Source organism: Sorangium sp. So ce834 (assembly GCF_051521425.1).
Taxonomy (GTDB): Bacteria; Myxococcota_A; Polyangia; order Polyangiales; family Polyangiaceae; genus Sorangium; species Sorangium cellulosum_D.
In genome coordinates, this window is sequence record NZ_CP150351.1 from 6,259,357 (window position 1) to 6,274,476 (window position 15,120).

The 15,120-nt window shown below is 73.9% G+C and carries 12 protein-coding genes and 1 riboswitch; of the genes, 5 read left to right on the forward strand and 7 right to left on the reverse strand.

The genetic code is table 11. The features are described from left to right. The 5 genes from WMF20_RS22605 to WMF20_RS22625 are packed head-to-tail and all read right to left on the reverse strand — an operon-like array spanning position 1 to position 6,216. Entirely contained in the window at positions 1-1,035 is a 1,035-nt protein-coding gene (locus tag WMF20_RS22605) for an ABC transporter substrate-binding protein (RefSeq protein ID WP_437616710.1), read from the reverse strand. Beyond that, positions 1,032-1,823 (reverse strand): ABC transporter ATP-binding protein, encoded by a 792-nt coding sequence (locus WMF20_RS22610; RefSeq protein ID WP_437616712.1) that lies wholly within the window; start codon positions 1,821-1,823, stop codon positions 1,032-1,034. Before WMF20_RS22610 ends, WMF20_RS22605 begins: the two co-directional genes overlap by 4 nt. Further along, positions 1,816-2,877 (reverse strand): FecCD family ABC transporter permease, encoded by a 1,062-nt coding sequence (locus WMF20_RS22615; RefSeq protein ID WP_437616713.1) that lies wholly within the window; start codon positions 2,875-2,877, stop codon positions 1,816-1,818. The genes WMF20_RS22610 and WMF20_RS22615 overlap by 8 nt, the downstream gene beginning before the upstream one ends. A 31-nt stretch (positions 2,878-2,908) precedes the next feature. Continuing rightward, positions 2,909-4,156: a YncE family protein gene (locus tag WMF20_RS22620; protein ID WP_437616714.1), complete on the reverse strand. Its 1,248-nt coding sequence runs from the start codon at positions 4,154-4,156 to the stop codon at positions 2,909-2,911. Next, complete coding sequence (locus WMF20_RS22625; protein ID WP_437616715.1) at positions 4,150-6,216, reverse strand: TonB-dependent receptor; 2,067 nt, start codon at positions 6,214-6,216, stop codon at positions 4,150-4,152. The genes WMF20_RS22620 and WMF20_RS22625 overlap by 7 nt, the downstream gene beginning before the upstream one ends. Before the next feature lie 157 nt (positions 6,217-6,373). After that, positions 6,374-6,599: riboswitch (cobalamin riboswitch) on the reverse strand. Positions 6,600-7,174: 575 nt separating this feature from the next. Between WMF20_RS22625 and dhbC the strand changes: the two genes are divergently transcribed. The 5 genes from dhbC to WMF20_RS22650 all read left to right on the forward strand — a co-directional run bounded on the left by dhbC (position 7,175) and on the right by WMF20_RS22650 (position 12,830). Beyond that, positions 7,175-8,431, forward strand: a complete 1,257-nt coding sequence (dhbC, locus tag WMF20_RS22630) for an isochorismate synthase DhbC (protein ID WP_129576305.1) — start codon at positions 7,175-7,177, stop codon at positions 8,429-8,431. Further along, entirely contained in the window at positions 8,431-10,074 is a 1,644-nt protein-coding gene (locus tag WMF20_RS22635) for a (2,3-dihydroxybenzoyl)adenylate synthase (protein WP_437616716.1), read from the forward strand. The genes dhbC and WMF20_RS22635 overlap by 1 nt, the downstream gene beginning before the upstream one ends. Positions 10,075-10,163: 89 nt before the next feature. Beyond that, the gene (locus tag WMF20_RS22640) at positions 10,164-11,150 is read left to right on the forward strand and encodes an isochorismatase family protein (protein ID WP_437616717.1); all 987 of its coding nucleotides are present in this window, start codon (positions 10,164-10,166) and stop codon (positions 11,148-11,150) included. A gap of 38 nt (positions 11,151-11,188) precedes the next feature. Beyond that, positions 11,189-12,034, forward strand: a complete 846-nt coding sequence (locus WMF20_RS22645; protein ID WP_437616718.1) for a siderophore-interacting protein — start codon at positions 11,189-11,191, stop codon at positions 12,032-12,034. 13 nt (positions 12,035-12,047) lie between these two features. Further along, positions 12,048-12,830 (forward strand): 2,3-dihydro-2,3-dihydroxybenzoate dehydrogenase, encoded by a 783-nt coding sequence (locus WMF20_RS22650; protein WP_437616719.1) that lies wholly within the window; start codon positions 12,048-12,050, stop codon positions 12,828-12,830. 52 nt (positions 12,831-12,882) lie between these two features. Here the strand turns inward: WMF20_RS22650 and WMF20_RS22655 are convergent, their stop codons facing one another. Both WMF20_RS22655 and WMF20_RS22660 read right to left on the reverse strand, forming a co-directional pair. Continuing rightward, positions 12,883-13,884, reverse strand: a complete 1,002-nt coding sequence (locus WMF20_RS22655; RefSeq protein WP_437616720.1) for a PepSY domain-containing protein — start codon at positions 13,882-13,884, stop codon at positions 12,883-12,885. Further along, complete coding sequence (locus WMF20_RS22660; RefSeq protein WP_437616721.1) at positions 13,881-15,119, reverse strand: hypothetical protein; 1,239 nt, start codon at positions 15,117-15,119, stop codon at positions 13,881-13,883. The genes WMF20_RS22655 and WMF20_RS22660 overlap by 4 nt, the downstream gene beginning before the upstream one ends. Position 15,120: the final 1 nt, after the last annotated feature.

Below are 15,120 nucleotides of genomic sequence, written 5' to 3' on the forward strand. Positions count from 1 at the left end.
TCAGTTCTCCTTGTTGGCAGGGTTGCGCGCGGGCGTCTCGCCGCCCGCGCGCGCTGCGCCCAGCGCAGCGGGAGCGCCGTAAACGGCGCTCCGGACCGTCTGGGCGGCTTCGAGCATCGCTGGCCCCGGATCGCCGAGGAGCGCGTCGTCCAGCTCGACCACGCCGCCGGGCGCGGTGCAGGCGCGCAGCCGGTCGAGGCCGGCCTGGCCGCACAGGATCTTCCGCATCCCCGTGTTCGTCACCAGGACATCGGGATCGAGCGTCAGCACGTGCTCCGGCGTGTACTCCGGCCAGTCGCGCTGCGCGGCCGCTGCCGCGTCGACCAGCCCTGCCGAGGTGAGCACGTCGTGGTAGCTGGTGCCCGCCGTGCCTCCGAAGAGACGGCCGCCGTAGCCGCTCAGGTACATGCCGCGACGGCGCTGCGGGGGCTGGAGATCGGCGGCCACCGCGGCCATGCCCTGCACGAGGGCCGTCGCGAACCGCCGACCGCGCTCCGGGTCGCCGACCAGGGCGGCGACCTCGTGCACGTTGGGGACGAGGGTCGCGAGCCCGCGCATCGGGCCGAGGTCGTAGACGGTCAGGCCCGCCTCGCGCAGGCGCGCGATCCGGCGCGGGTCGCCGTAGCCGTTGAGGAGGACGAGATCCGGCTGCAGCGCGAGGAGCGCCTCGATGTCGGCGGTGTCCTCGACGCGGGCCTTGCCCGCGTACCTGTAGCCGCGCGGCGAGCGGCGCGCGCCGTACCCGGTGAACGCGACCACGCGGTCGGGCTCGCAGAGCTCCACGAGCAGGGCGTCCGCCACCGTGCTGGCCGACGCGATCCTGCGGAAGTCGCGGAGCGTGACGGCGACCCCCGCATGATCCTCGATCGACGCCGGGTTCGCCCCCGGAACGGCGGCCTCGACCGAGCGCGCGGCGGTGTCCTGCGGTCCGGCCGGCGCGCGCTGGTCGGAGGAGCGCGGCAGCGCGGCCGCGGCCACCGACAGGGCGAGCGCGCCGGCGAGCGCGCCGTAGTTGATCCAGGCGAGGGCGTTCATGGAAGCGCTCCCCGGCCGGGGCCCTCCGGCTCCATGGGCAGGCGGAAGCCGAGCGCGCCGCCTGGAACGAGCCGCACGTCGTAGATCGACTCCACGGCGCCGGGCTTGATGACGTCGCGCGTCTCGCCCTGCTGTCGCAGCCGGCCGCGATCCATGAGCACCGCGGCGTCGGTCCAGTCGAGCGCCTCGGCGAGGGGGTGGAGCACCACGACGATGCAGTAGCCGTCGGCCGCCAGACGCCGGAGCAGCGCATAGAGGCGAAGGGCGTGCCCGACGTCGAGCGCAGCGGTCGGCTCGTCGAGCAAGAGAATCCTGGCCTCCGTCGCGATCGCCCGCGCGAGCAGCACGCGCTGCCGCTCGCCCTGCGAGAGCGCGGGGAACGGGCGGGAGGCGAGCGGCGTGGTGTTCGTCAGCCGCAGCGCGCGATCGACGGCCTCCTCGTCGGCCGCGGCGGCGCGCACGCGCCCGACGTGGTGCGCGTAGCGGCCCTGCGCCACGACGCTCGCGACCGCGAGCGGCGAGCGGAGCTCGGACTGCTGCGGGACGTACGCGGCGAGGCGCGCTCGCTCGGGCGCGCGGAGCTCGCGCGCGCGGTGCCCGTTGAGCCGGATGTCGCCCTCGGAGGGCACGACGCCGGCGAGCGCCTTGAGGAGGGACGATTTGCCCGCCCCGTTCGGACCGAGCACGGCGAGCACGCCGCCGAAGGGCGCCGTGAACGACACGTCGTCGACGACGACCCGCCCCCCGCGACGGACGCGCAGCCCGGCCACACCGACGGCTTCAGCCACGCTCGGCCTCCCGCTGCGAGCGCGCGAGCAGCACCAGGAAGGCCGGCGCGCCGATGAGCCCGGTGATGACGCCGAGCGGCACCTCGCCGCGCGCGGGCAGGAGGCGCGCGGCGAGATCGCACGCGGCGACGAAGACGGCGCCGCCCAGCGCCGCGACGGGGATCAGGCGCCGATGGTCGACGCCGAGGAACGGCCTCAGCGCGTGCGGCACGAGCAGCCCCACGAAGGCGACGTTGCCCCCGAGCGCGACGGCGCCGGCGGTGAGCACCGCGATCCAGAGGATGCAGAAGCGGCGCACGAGGGGCACGTCCACGCCGAGCGACGCCGCCTCCTCCTCCCCGGAGAGGAGCAGGTCGAGCGGCTTTCCCCAGAACCACGCGGCGACGACGCCGGCGAGCACGAGCGGCGCGGCCAGGGCGACGTGCCTGGGGCTCGTGCCCGACAGGCCGCCGAGCGCGAACGCGACGACGGCGCGGCCGAGCTCCCAGCGCTCCTGCGCGAGGCTCGTGGCGAGGCTCCCGAGGCTCATGAACAGCGAGGAGAGGAGGAAGCCGACGAGGAGGATGCTCAGCAGATCTCCCGGCGCGCGCACCAGCGCGAGCACGAGCCCCAGGCCGACGATCGCCCCGGCGAGGCATCCGGCCGGGAGCACCATCTCCGGGGGCAGCCCGCGGATCCCGCGCTCGGCGACGGCGAGCTCCACGGCGAGGAGGGCGATCTTGCCGCCCAGCGCCGCGCCCGCGGTCGTGCCGAGGACCGACGGCTCCGCGAGCGGGTTCCGGAACAGGCCCTGCACCACGACGCCCCCGACCGCGAGCGCCGCGCCCACGAGGAGCGCCGCCCCGAGGCGGGCGGCGCGCAGCGTCAGCAGGGTCGCCCGGAGGCCCGCGTCGGACAGGCTCGCCGGGCCGAGCGCGAGCGAGGCCGCGGCGACCGCCGCGAGCACGACGAGCAAGACGGCATACGCGACGAGCGCGCGGCCTCCCGGACGCGAGGCCGCCGGCTCTTCACGCGCGCTCGTGGCGTGCTCGGCACCGATTCCTTGCATGGTCATCTCACCCGTCCTCCGCCGCTGGGGCGCCGCATCAGAGTCCGCCGATGGATCGCGGCGGGAGCCCGATCTGGGTGTCGACGCTCACGTCCTCCAGCGCTTCGAGCGCTCCGTTCGCCGTCACCTTCCAGCGCCGGAGCTTGTTCCTCTCCGCGTCGCTCAGCAGGCAGACATCGCCGCAACCAGGCGAGCAGCGCACGCCGCCGAAGACGAAGGGCTGGCTCGCCTCGCCGAGCGGCGTCACGTCGCCCGTGCCGATGGTCACGGAGAAGACGCTGTCGCCGGCGGACGCGTTGCCCCCGTAGGTCTTCGCGAGGAGGACGTCCTCGGACGCGAAGGCGAGCGAGGGCTGGATCCCGGCGTCGAGCTCCCTGGCCACGCCGAGCCGCTCGATCTCCCTGGGAGGGGTGGAGCGCGCGTCGTAGATCACGATGTCGCTCGTCGCCGGATCGAACTTCATCGCGTCCGCGTCGAAGCGGCTCGAGCAGGCGACGGCCAGCCGCTCGCCCGAGGGCGACACGGCGACACGTCCGCAGCCGTGGAGCCCCTCGATGTCCACCGTCCACGCGACGGCGTTCTCCGCCGGCGAGACGCCCACGAAGCGCCCTTCACCCTCGTCCGAGAAGTCGGCTGCGAGCCGACCGAGCGACACGACCACGTCGTCGCCGACGCGCGTCATCCCCGACGGGCGCGGCAGGAGCCCCTCTCGCTCCTCCGGAAGGGCGATGCGCCCCTCGATGGCGTGCTTCTTCGTGTCGAGGATGAGGAGATCGCCGCCCTCGTCGAAGGGCTCGCCGCCGGGGATCGGGTTGCTCCCGAAGCGCGAGACGAACGCGCGATCCTCGCCCACCTCGATGTAGTCGTGAGGGTTCGACTCGAACCCTTGCCCGACCGGGAGCTGCGCGATGACCTCGGCGGTCTCGAGATCCATCCAGGTGATCACGTTCGTTCCATACCGGTCGATCAGGACGACGCGGCCGGACGGCGGCGCCGCGGCCGGCACGTCCACGTCGCCCGACAGCGCGAGGCTGAGCCCCGGCTTTGTTGCGCCGCTCGACACGAAGGAGGGCGAGAGCGTGGTCCCGTCGAGCTTCGCGATCGCGATGTTCGTCGACTGGTAATCGCTCGTCACGACCACGACGCCGCGCTCGCACGCGCCCGGCGTGTCCGGCTCGCTCCCGCCGCCGCCTCGAACACCGCCCGTCGACGGCGGCGGCGGATCCACGTTGCAGCCGAGGAGCGGGATCGAGAACGCGAGGCAATAACGACGGATGTTCACCATGTCGACTCCAGTGTGAAAAACGCGCTCCGTCCCGGGAGCGGATACCCGACGATGTCCGTGCGCCGCGCGTCCAGGAGATCCGCGACGCGCGCTCGCGTCGCGAGGTGACCTCCGAACCACGTCGCCTCCGCCTCGAGGTCGACGGTCGCCTGCTCCGCGATCACGCCGAGGCCGGCGGGGTCGGCGTACCGGCTCGACTGGTACACGGCCCGGAGCTCGCCGGAGGCGCCCGAGAGCACGCCGCGGTCCGGAGGCTTCCACGCGGCGCGGAGGCGCGGCGCGACGACGAGGCGAGCGCGGAACGGAAGGACGTCGTTGGTGGTCATCCGCTCCGGGGTCGTGTCCCGCGGATCGAGGAGCGTCGCCGCGATCTCGGCGCGGAGGAACGAGGTGACCTCGACCCCGGTCAGGAGCTCGGCGCCGAGCACGCGGGCGCGCCCGACGTTGTACGGGGCCACGTAGCCCTGGCCGGCGCGCGCGTACGCGATGAGCCCGGAGGTCGCGCGCCCGAACACGAACGCGTCGAGGTAGGCGCCGCGCAGCACCGCGCCGGGCCGCGTCTGCGCCCGGAGGCCGGCTTCGGCCGTGACGCCGGCCTCCGGCTCGAGCTCGGCGTTGCCGTGGACGACGCCGGAGATGCCGTACACCTCGCCGAGCGTCGGGACGCGGAGGTAGCGGCCCACGGTCGCGAGGACCCGGAGTCGATCGCTCCCTACCTCCACGCCGACGCGTCCGGTCGGCGCGAGCGCGTCGCAAGGGCGCTCCGGGTCCACGCCGGTGGCGTGGCACTCCCCGCTCGCGAGGGCGTGCAGCGCGAGCCCTTCGCCGAGGCGCAGCTCCGCGCTGACGGCGCCGCGCGCGAACGAGCGCCGCGCGCGCGCGAGCGGGATGTCGTCCGGCGCGCGCGAGATCCCCTCCCGCGCGACGGAGAGCATGGGCCGCACCCTCAGGCGGTCGGAGAGATGGAGCGTCGCGCCCAGCGTCTGCTCCAGGCGGCGGCCGGCGAGGCGGAGCTCGCGCGTGAAGAGCGCGAGCTCGAGGAGGGGGTCGTGGAACTCGGATCGCGCCTCGATGAACGAGGTGCGCGCCTCGAGCGTGTGCTGCGCCTCGTCGCCGAACGGAACCCGCGCCACGACGGACGCGAGCGCGCGCCGGAATTCCCCGCGCGCCTCCCGTGACGGCAAGAGCGCGAGCCGCGGCACGCCCTGCTCGCGGCCCGTGCCGTTCGCGATCACGTCCACGGTCGCGCCGCGGCCGAGATCGACGCGCGCGAGCGCCCAGGCGTCGATCGTGCGCGTGTCGGCGTTCTGCCGGCGCTGGACGGTGTCGTCGCTCGCGTCGAAGAGCGTCCCGCGATCGTCGACGAACGCGTAGCGGTTCGCCGCGGCCTCCGCGCTCACCCCGAAGATCGAGGTCACCGGGCCCGCGCTGACGCCGGCGAACGCCCACCCGCGCCTCGCGCCGAACGAGCCTGCCGTGGCGCCCACGCCGGCCGTGGTCCGGGAGGGCCGTCGAGGCTCGAAGAAGATCGCGCCGCCAGGCCCGAGGCGGTCGGCCTCGATCGGAGCGTTGCCGCGGTAGATCTCGACGCGCTCGACGAGCCACAGGGGCACGAGCGAGAGATCCGCGGTCCCGGCGACGTCGTCGTTCAGGCGGACGCCGGCGAGGTACACCGGCGTCTGCGCGGCCGTCGCGCCTCGGATCGCGGCGGTCGCCGGTCCGCCGAAGCCGCCGGACTCGGTGACCTGGACGCCCGGCTGCGTGCGGAGCACGTCCGCGGCCTCGAGCCCCGCGCCGGCCAGGCGGTCGCGGCCCAGCACGGACCCGGCGACGGACCTGTCCTTGGGCGGGGCGGGCGCGCGCACGCGATCCCCCTCGACGCGCACCTCCAGGGGGGCTGTCGCGGCGGCCGCGCGATCGCCGCCCAGCTCGGCCCCTGCCCCGCGCAGCTCTTCCGCGACGGCTGCCGGCGCCACGGCGCTGCCGGCGGCGAGCACGAGCCAGAACCCCGCGCCGTCGCTCCGCCGGCGGCGCCTCACACGCTCAAGGGATTGATCCATTCACGCCCGCCTGCCCGCGTCGACCCAGCACTGCTCGGGTGAGCTGAGAGCCGAATCGGAGGGACCGCGGGACGGGCTGCGGCACCGCGCGTGAGCGAGGTGATCCAGAGCCTGCGCGCCTTCCCCTCGAAGGCTCAGGTCAGCGCGCGCCGGATCGCCGGCGCGCGCACCTTCGGCAGGTCTTCGGACTCACGGGCGCTGCGGCCGTCGCCGGCCGCTCTCCTACTGATCACCGCTTCCCAGGCCGCTCAAGCGCGGCCCAGTGCTCGATGGTGATGGTCGTTCCCGTTCACCGCTGCGGGGGCAGCCCCGGATTCTCACCGGGTTCCCTTTTCAGCTCGCCGGGCGATGGCCTGGCGAGCACCGATGGCGCGGCGACTCGTTTCACACCTCGCGTGGAATGTCAATGCGAGAAGCGCTGAGCCGGCGCGGCTCGTTCCCGGGGCTCGCTCGCGAGCCCCCTTCGGTGACCGGCGCAGGAAACCTTGACAGTTCGTATTGAACATGTCATGGATTAGTTGAAACTGATTTTCCTTATCAGGTTTCTGTAGCGGCCAGCGACTCCACGTCCAGAGCCCGATGAACCGAGCCCACGCGGCTCTCGAAGCCCATCGGAGCTGGATGTGACGACGTGCCCATTTCGACGTTCGCGCCGACGCCGCGCCTCGACGCCCTCGCGGGCGGAGCGCGTGCCCCGGCGCTCCGCGCTCGCCCTGGAGGCGCGGCGGCCGAGCCTTTGCCGGCGCGCCCCGATGCGGCGTCGCGCTGCACGTCCGTCCCATGAGACCCGCGGCGCGCCGGGTCCCGAGCGCGCGGCCCGCGGCGGCGCGGCGGCGATCGCGCGCTCCCGCGTCAGCGCCGGAAGCGCCGCCGCCGCCGCGCGGTGACATCGCCGCGCTCCGGCCCGAGCGCCGCGCCGCGGGCGCCCCGCGATTCCACACCTTTCAAGGAGTGTTCGATGAATTCCATATCGATGCCGGCTGCCGTCGCTCATCCCTCGTTGAACGCCGGGCAGATCCTCAAGCAATACACCCCCGAGTCGGCGTTCTTCTTCGCGTCGCCGACACGCACGCTCCTCGCGCAGGGCGTGCACGACATGATCCTCGAGACGATCGGCACCGACCGCGGCGAGCGCCTCTCGGACCGCATCACCCGGGTGCTCGCGGCGCAGGGGCGGGCCGGCCACGGCGTCCCCATGGCGGTCGGCGCGGTGCCGTTCAACAGCACCTCGCCCGCGCACCTCATCGTGCCGAAGGCGATCCAGAGCGCCGGGCCGCTGAGCGCCGCGGCCGACGCGCTCAGACCCCAGCCGCCGGCTTCGCTCCAGACGCTGCGGAAGGTCCCCGAGCCCCGCGATTACGTGCGCGGCGTCGAGCTGGCCGTGGGCCTGATGCGGAACGAGGCGCTCAGCAAGGTGGTCCTCTCCAGGATGCTGGAGATGACGTTGCGAGAGGCGGTCGACCTCCGCGCCGTCCTGCAGCGCCTCTCGCAGCAGAACCGGAGCGGCTACACCTTCGCCGCCAACCTCTCCGATCCGATCGCGGGCCTGTCCGGCTCGGAGCGCGGCCCGAGCTCGCGGCCGCGGACGCTGATCGGCGCGAGCCCCGAGCTGCTCCTGTCCCGCTCCGGGCTCCGGGTGGTCGCCAACCCGCTGGCCGGCTCCGCGATCCGCAGCCCGGATCCGGACGAGGACCGGCGGCGCGCCATCGCCCTGCTCGCGTCCGAGAAGGACCGGCACGAGCACGCGATCGTTGTCGAGGCCGTCGCCGCCGCGCTCCGGCCGTTCTGCCGGCACCTGAGCGTCCCCGAGGAGCCGTCGCTCACGCAGACGGCGAACCTGTGGCACCTGTCCAGCCGGCTCACGGGCGAGCTCCGCGATCGCTCGATCTCCTCGATGAGGCTCGCGGCCGCGCTGCACCCGACCCCCGCGGTGTGCGGATACCCCACCGAGCGCGCCCGCGCGGCCATCGAGGCGCTCGAGCCCTTCGATCGCGGGTTCTTCACGGGCCTCGTGGGCTGGTGCGACGCCGCCGGAGATGGCGAGTGGGCCGTCGTCATCCGCTGCGCCGACGTCGCCGGGCGGGCGCTCCGGCTCTACGCCGGGGCCGGGATCGTCGTCGGCTCCGAAGGCCAGCGCGAGCTCGACGAGACGTCCGCCAAGCTCCGCACGATGCTGAACGCGCTCGGCCTCGACCAGGCGCCGGAGATCGGGTGATGCCCGCGGAGGAAAGCCGACAGGCCCTCTCCGGCTGGACCCCTTGGCCGCCCGAGGTCGCCGAGCTCTACCGGCGCGAAGGCTACTGGCGCGGCGAGACGTTCGGGGACCTGCTCCGCGAGCGGGCCGCGCAGCACCCGCATCGGATCGCCCTCGTCGGCGACGACCGCCGGCTGAGCTACGGTGAGCTCGATCGGCGCGCCGACCGCCTCGCCGCCGGCCTCCTGCGCCTCGGGATCCGGCCGCGGGATCGCGTGGTGGTCCAGCTCCCGAACATCGTGGAGTTCTTCGAGGTGTGCTTTGCGCTGTTCCGCCTCGGCGCCCTCCCCGTCCTGGCCCTGCCCGCCCACCGGCGCGCCGAGATCACGTATTTCTGCGAGCACACGGAGGCGGTCGCCTACGTCATCGCCGACCGGGACGGCGGGTTCGATTACCGCGAGCTGGCCAGTCAGATCCGGCGGGACGTGAAGACCTTGAGGCACGTCCTCGTGGCCGGCCAGCCGGGCGAGCACACCGCGCTCGAGAGCGTGGACGCCGAGCCCGTGGAGCTGCCGAGCCCCGCGGCCGGCGACGTGGCCTTCTTCCAGCTGTCCGGCGGGAGCACCGGAGTGCCCAAGCTGATCCCGCGGACGCACGACGATTATCTCTACAGCGTGCGCGCCAGCGCGGAGATCTGCGCGCTCGACGCGGGCAGCGTGTACCTGGCCGCCCTGCCCGTCGCGCACAACTTCACCCTGAGCTCGCCGGGGAGCCTCGGCGCGCTCTCCGCCGGCGGCCGCGTGGTGCTCAGCCGCCGTCCCAGCCCGGACGAGGCGTTCCCGTGGATCGAGCGGGAGAAGGTCACGATCACCGCGCTCGTGCCGCCGCTCGCCGCGCTGTGGCTGGAGTCGGCCCGGACGGCGCGGCACGACCTGTCGAGCTTGAAGGTGCTCCAGGTGGGCGGCGCCAAGCTCTCCGCGGAGGTGGCGCGCCGGGTGCGACCGACCCTCGGCTGCGCCCTGCAACAGGTGTTCGGGATGGCCGAAGGGCTGGTCAACTACACCCGCCTCGACGATCCCGAGGAGATCACGAGCGAGACCCAGGGCCGGCCCATCTCGCCCCACGACGAGGTCCGCGTCGTGGACGACGAGGACCGCGACGTCGAGGACGGGCGGGTCGGTCACCTGCTCACGCGCGGGCCCTACACGATCCGCGGCTATTACAGGGCCGACGCGCACAACGCGAAGGCGTTCACGCGCGACGGCTTCTACCGCACGGGCGATCTCGTGCGCCGCACGCCGTCGGGCTACCTGGTCGTCGAGGGCCGCGAAAAGGACCAGATCAACCGCGGCGGCGAGAAGATCGCGGCCGCGGAGGTCGAGAACCACGTCCTCGCCCACCCGGCGGTGCGCGACGCGGCGCTCGTGGCCATGCCGGACGAGCGGCTCGGCGAGCGGTCGTGCGCGTTCCTCGTGCCCCGCGGGCAGCCGCCGGCCGCGCGCGAGATAAGCGCCTTCCTGCGCGAGCGCGGCGTCGCTCCGTACAAGGTGCCCGATCGCGTCGAGTGGCTCGACGCGCTCCCGACGACGAGCGTCGGCAAGGTGGACAAGAAGGCGCTCCGCAAGTGGATCGCCGATCGGCTCGCGCGGGGCGCCGAGCGCTGAAGCGCGGCGCGGGCCGGGGCGGCAGGGCGAGGGCGCCTCGCGCGAGCCGCCGAGATGAAACGCTGTGACCACGTGAGAGAGGAACAACCATGGCCATCCCCAGCATCCAGACCTATTCCATGCCGCGCGTCGACGAGCTCCCGGAGAGCCGGGTGCCCTGGCGGCCGGATCCGAGGCGCGCGGTCCTCTTGATCCACGACATGCAGGACTACTTTCTCGGCTACTACGACGCCAAGGCGTCGCCGGTCGTCGAGCTCTACGCCAACACCCGCCTGCTGCGCGAGCGGTGCGCGGCGAGCGGGATCCCGGTCGTCTACACGAAGCAGCCCGCCGAGCAGTCGAGGGCGCAGCGCGGCCTGCTGCTCGATCTCTGGGGGCCCGGGCTGACGCAGCACCCGGACAAGGAGGCGATCGTGAGCGATCTCGCGCCGGGGAGCGCCGATACGGTCCTCACGAAGTGGCGTTACAGCGCCTTCCAGCGCACCGAGCTCCTCGACCTCCTGCGCCGGTGGGGGCGCGATCAGCTGATCGTGTGCGGGATCTACGCCCATATCGGGTGCCTGATGACCGCGTGCGAGGCGTTCATGAACGACATCCAGCCGTTCTTCGTGACCGACGCGACCGCCGATTTCTCCCGGGCGCAGCACGAGATGGCCATCGCGTACGTGGCGCAGCGCTGCGGCGTCGCGCTGCCGACCAGCGCCGTCGTGGCGTCGCTCGCGCCCCGGGACGACGCGGGCGCCCCGCCGCGCGAGGCGGCGCCGCTCGGGCGGGCGCAGGGGGGCCGGGCGAGCTGGCTCGATCGCCTGCGCGGCGACGTCGCCGAGATCCTGGATCAGCCCGCCTCGGCGCTCTCGGATCGCGAGCACGTGCTCGACCTGGGGCTCGACTCCATCCGTCTCATGACCCTCGTCGAGCGATGGCGCGCCGCGGGGCTCGACGTCACGTTCGTGGAGCTCGGCGAGCTGCAAACGCTGGCGCAGTGGTGGGAGCTCCTGTCGACCCGGCTGCCGCGCGAGGCCCGGCAAGCCCACCGGCAGGGCGGCGAGACGCTCAGCCAGGAGGCCGCCGGCTGACGCCCGCGTCACCGCGCGTCGACGAGCCCGGATTCACCATGAGCCACACCGCGACTCCCCCGCAAGGAGCGGCGGCGCGCACGCCGCCGCGTCTCCTCGAGGTGCTGCGCGCGACCTCGATCACGCCGCATCTGCGGCGGATCACCCTCGGCGGCGAGGCGCTCGCGGGGTTCCCCGCGGGCTCCGGCGGCGCGCACATCAAGGTGTTCCTCCCGCGGGACGGCCAGTCGGCGCCGGAGCTGCCCACGCTCGGTCCGGACGGCCCGGTCTGGCCTCCCGCGCCGCGGCGGCCGATCACGCGGACGTACTCGGTGCGCCGGTACGACGCGCAGGCGGGCGAGCTGGAGATTGACTTCGTGCTGCACGGGGACGACGGCCCCGCGTCGCGCTGGGCCCGCCGGGTCGAGCCGGGCGGCCGGATCGGCGTCGCCGGGCCCAGCGGCCCGGATCCGATGCTGGGGCCCGCCGACTGGTACCTCCTGGCCGGCGATCTCGCCGCGCTGCCGGCGATCGGCGCGCTGCTGGAGGCCCTGCCGGCCACGGCGCGCGGACACGCCTTCCTCGCGGTCCCGGACGAGGCCGACGTGCAGCCGATCGCGCGTCCGCCGGCCGTCGCGCTGACGTGGCTGCCGCTCGGCGGAAAGCACGCGCCCGGCCCCGCGCTGGAAGACGCCGTGCGCGCCCTCGAGTGGCCGCAGGGCCGGGCCTTCGCCTGGGTCGCCGGCGAGGCGTCGTCGGTCCGCGCGATCCGCGATCACCTGCGGAGCGAGCGCGGCCTCGGGCGCGACGCGATGTACGCCGTCCCGTACTGGAACGCCGATCGCGCCGAGGAGGCGTATCACGAGGAGCGCCACCGGTTCATGGACGAGCTCGACCCCACCTGACGGAGAGCGAGAGATGGAGATCGATTTCAAGCACAAGGTCGCGCTCGTCACGGGCGCCGCCCAGGGGATCGGCGAGGCCGTCGCGCGGGCGCTCGCGGCGCGCGGCGCGGCCGTGGCGGCGCTCGACGCGAACCGGGAGCGCCTTGCCGCCGTGGTCGCCGATCTGACGGCGGGCGGCCACCGCGCCGCGGCGTTCCCGGTCGACGTGTCGGACGGCGAGGCCGTCGACAGGGTCGTGGACCGGGCCGAGCGGGAGCTCGGCCCCGTCGACATCCTGGTCAACGTGGCGGGCGTCCTGCGCGTCGGCCCGGTCCTGGAGCTGAGCGACGAGGACTGGGAGCGGACCTTCGCGGTCAACACCCGCGGTGTGTTCAACGTGAGCCGGGCCGTGGCGCGGCGCATGACGGGGCGCGCTTCGGGGGCGATCGTGACGGTCGGGTCCAACGCCGCGCGGACCCCGCGGGTGCACATGGCCGCTTATGCCGCCTCGAAGGCGGCCACGACCATGTTCACGAAGTGCCTCGGCCTGGAGCTCGCGAGATACAATATCCGGTGCAACGTCGTCTCCCCGGGCTCGACGGACACGCCGATGCAGCGCGCGCTCTGGACCGACGGGCGCGGGGCGCGCGCGGTCATCGCCGGCTCCCCCGAGGCGTTCAAGCTGGGGATCCCGCTGAGCCGGATCGCCGAGGCCGAGGACGTCGCCGCGGCGGTGCTGTTCCTCGCCTCGGATCAGGCGCGGCACATCACGATGCACGACCTCTGCGTCGACGGCGGCGCCACGCTCGGCGCCTGATCCGCGCGGCGCGCGCAGCCCGGCGGCCGGGGCGGCCGCCGGGCCTCGCCGCTCACGCCCCGCCCTTCTCGACCTTGCCGAACACGATATCTGACGCCGTGCCGCTCATCACCACGGCGGCCACGGCGATGGCGACCGCGACGGCGATCGCGCCGACGACCCGGGACGGCTTCATCTGCCACCACATCGCCAGGCCGGTCAGCGCCCAGAGGACCAGGGTAATCCCGGTGATGTCCGCGAACAGCGCCCAGATCCACGTCATGCCGCCGTGCACCGGGAAATGGTGCGTCTTGTGGAGCATCCCGAGCAGCTCCACGAAGAGCGGCTGTCCGGCGGCGCCGTCGAGCCGCCCGTCGAGGCGGCCCGCGCCGAGGTCGTACGTGACGTTCCACAGGCGGCCGTCCGCGTCGCGCATGCGAAAGCGCAGCTCGGGGCTGACCTTCGGGTGCGCGCGCAGCGGCCCCGCGCCGTCGATGCCCAGCTTGGGCAGGAGATGCTTCACCTGCGCCTCCACGGCCGCCATCCGGTGCTCGGGCAGCTCGACCGTCGCGCCGGCGAACGGAGGATCGGGCGCCTTCGCGGGCTCGGGCGGGAACGTGGAGAGCGTCGCGGCGCCGTCGTCCAGGCGGATGAGCACCATGGTGCGCCCCCCGTCGCTGGTCGAGCCGATGAGCTCGGGCCAGCCCGAGAACGCGCCGGGGGTCGACGCGTCGAGCGTGTAGCGGGACGCCGAGCCGGCGTTGAGCTGCTCGACGACCTTGCGCGCCACGGCGTCGGGATCCCACGGCCTGAACGCGGTGAGCGCCGACACCTGCTCGGCCGAGATCGACCGCCGCTCGAAGTCGCGCCCGATCTGCGGGTGGTTGAACAGCACGCCGCTGATCCCGAACAGCAGGATCCAGGGAAACACGAGCAGCCCGAGGTACATGTGCGCGCGCCGCACGACCTTCATGGCGGCGCCGTACCGCTGCCGCGGGCGGCGGCCCTGCGGGGCGCGCGGCTCCCGCGCGGGGCCGTCGCTCGTCGCACCTTCGCGATCGGGCGCCAGCATCATCGCAGCTTCGCGGCCGAGAACACGACGCCGGGCGCGGTCAGGCTCACCTCGCCGGGGCCGTTCCCGCCGAGCTCGCGGAAGGTGGTGGAGTCCTGGCCGAGGAACTGGAGCACGAAGCTCTTGCCGCCGAGCGACACGCTCACGACGCTGCCGCTCGTGGGCTCGACCTCGAGCAGCGTGGCCTCCGGCGCGTCGCCGAGGGTGACGCTGGCCCACCGCCACGCCGCGGCGCTCGCGAGCACCCGCGGGTGGGTGTCCTCCTTGATCGCGAACGCGCCCTCGTCGAGCACGCGCAGGTACGCCTCGCCGCCGGAGCCGACGATCAGCGAGCCGGCCGCGTCGCCGTCGAACAGCGAGCCGAGCTCGACGTGGAAGTCGGGGTCGAACTTCCCGGCCTCGAGGTCGAACCGCACCATGCAAGGCGCCGCCGCGTTGTCCGGGTTGAGCCGGTGCACCGCGGCGCCGTACGCCTCGGTGGCCATGTAGATCTTGCCGTCGGGCCCCACCGCGCCGTCGCGCACGTAGCCGCAGCGATCGTCGGTGACCACGGTCGCCTCGTCCGTCGCCGTGTCCACGACGACGATCCCGGCCTGGCTCGGCACCTCGGGGCCGTTCCTCCAGCCGGCGAAGGAGATCACCGCGCCGTCCACGCGCAGGGGCGCCGCGGTGAAGGTGAGCATGGCGTCCCCGAGCACGAGCGCGTCGAGCGGGATGGCGCCGGTGACCGTCATCTCCTTCGGATTCCAGATCACCACCTGCGCGGTGGTCCCGTCGAAGAAATACGCCTTTGTCTCGGAGACGAACTGGAACTGTCCCCCGTACTCGTCGAGCTTCGCGAGCCCCTGTCCCTGGAAGCTCACGGTGGCGCCCTTCTTCAGGCTGCCGTTCGCCCCGAGGTCATAACGGGTCACGGTCGGCCCGGCGTCGCTCGCCACGAACAGGGCGCCCCCGCCGTCGGGGCCCGCGCCGATGGCGCGCCCCAGGATCTCGATGCCGCTGTCGAGCGACAGCGGCTGATCGCTGTCGAGCGTGTCGGTCAGGAGGATGTAGCTCAGCGTGTCGGCCGCCTCGACGCCGAACACCTGCGTCGTGAGCGCGACGACATCCCCGGAGGCGCTGCCCGCGCCGCCCCCGTTGCCGCCGACACCCTCGCTCTCATCGTCGCCGCACGCGGCGAGGCAAGGCACGATCAGAGTGAACAGGAACGGCGTGAGCAGACGCAGAGAACGCGACATG

Coding starts and splice junctions, on each gene's coding strand:
- WMF20_RS22605 (WP_437616710.1), bottom strand. CDS start 1,035: ATGAACGCCCTCGCCTGGATCAACTACGGCGCGCTCGCCGGCGCGCTC.
- WMF20_RS22615 (WP_437616713.1), bottom strand. CDS start 2,877: ATGACCATGCAAGGAATCGGTGCCGAGCACGCCACGAGCGCGCGTGAA.
- WMF20_RS22620 (WP_437616714.1), bottom strand. CDS start 4,156: ATGGTGAACATCCGTCGTTATTGCCTCGCGTTCTCGATCCCGCTCCTC.
- WMF20_RS22625 (WP_437616715.1), bottom strand. CDS start 6,216: ATGGATCAATCCCTTGAGCGTGTGAGGCGCCGCCGGCGGAGCGACGGC.
- dhbC (WP_129576305.1), top strand. CDS start 7,175: ATGAATTCCATATCGATGCCGGCTGCCGTCGCTCATCCCTCGTTGAAC.
- WMF20_RS22635 (WP_437616716.1), top strand. CDS start 8,431: ATGCCCGCGGAGGAAAGCCGACAGGCCCTCTCCGGCTGGACCCCTTGG.
- WMF20_RS22640 (WP_437616717.1), top strand. CDS start 10,164: ATGGCCATCCCCAGCATCCAGACCTATTCCATGCCGCGCGTCGACGAG.
- WMF20_RS22645 (WP_437616718.1), top strand. CDS start 11,189: ATGAGCCACACCGCGACTCCCCCGCAAGGAGCGGCGGCGCGCACGCCG.
- WMF20_RS22650 (WP_437616719.1), top strand. CDS start 12,048: ATGGAGATCGATTTCAAGCACAAGGTCGCGCTCGTCACGGGCGCCGCC.
- WMF20_RS22655 (WP_437616720.1), bottom strand. CDS start 13,884: ATGATGCTGGCGCCCGATCGCGAAGGTGCGACGAGCGACGGCCCCGCG.
- WMF20_RS22660 (WP_437616721.1), bottom strand. CDS start 15,119: ATGTCGCGTTCTCTGCGTCTGCTCACGCCGTTCCTGTTCACTCTGATC.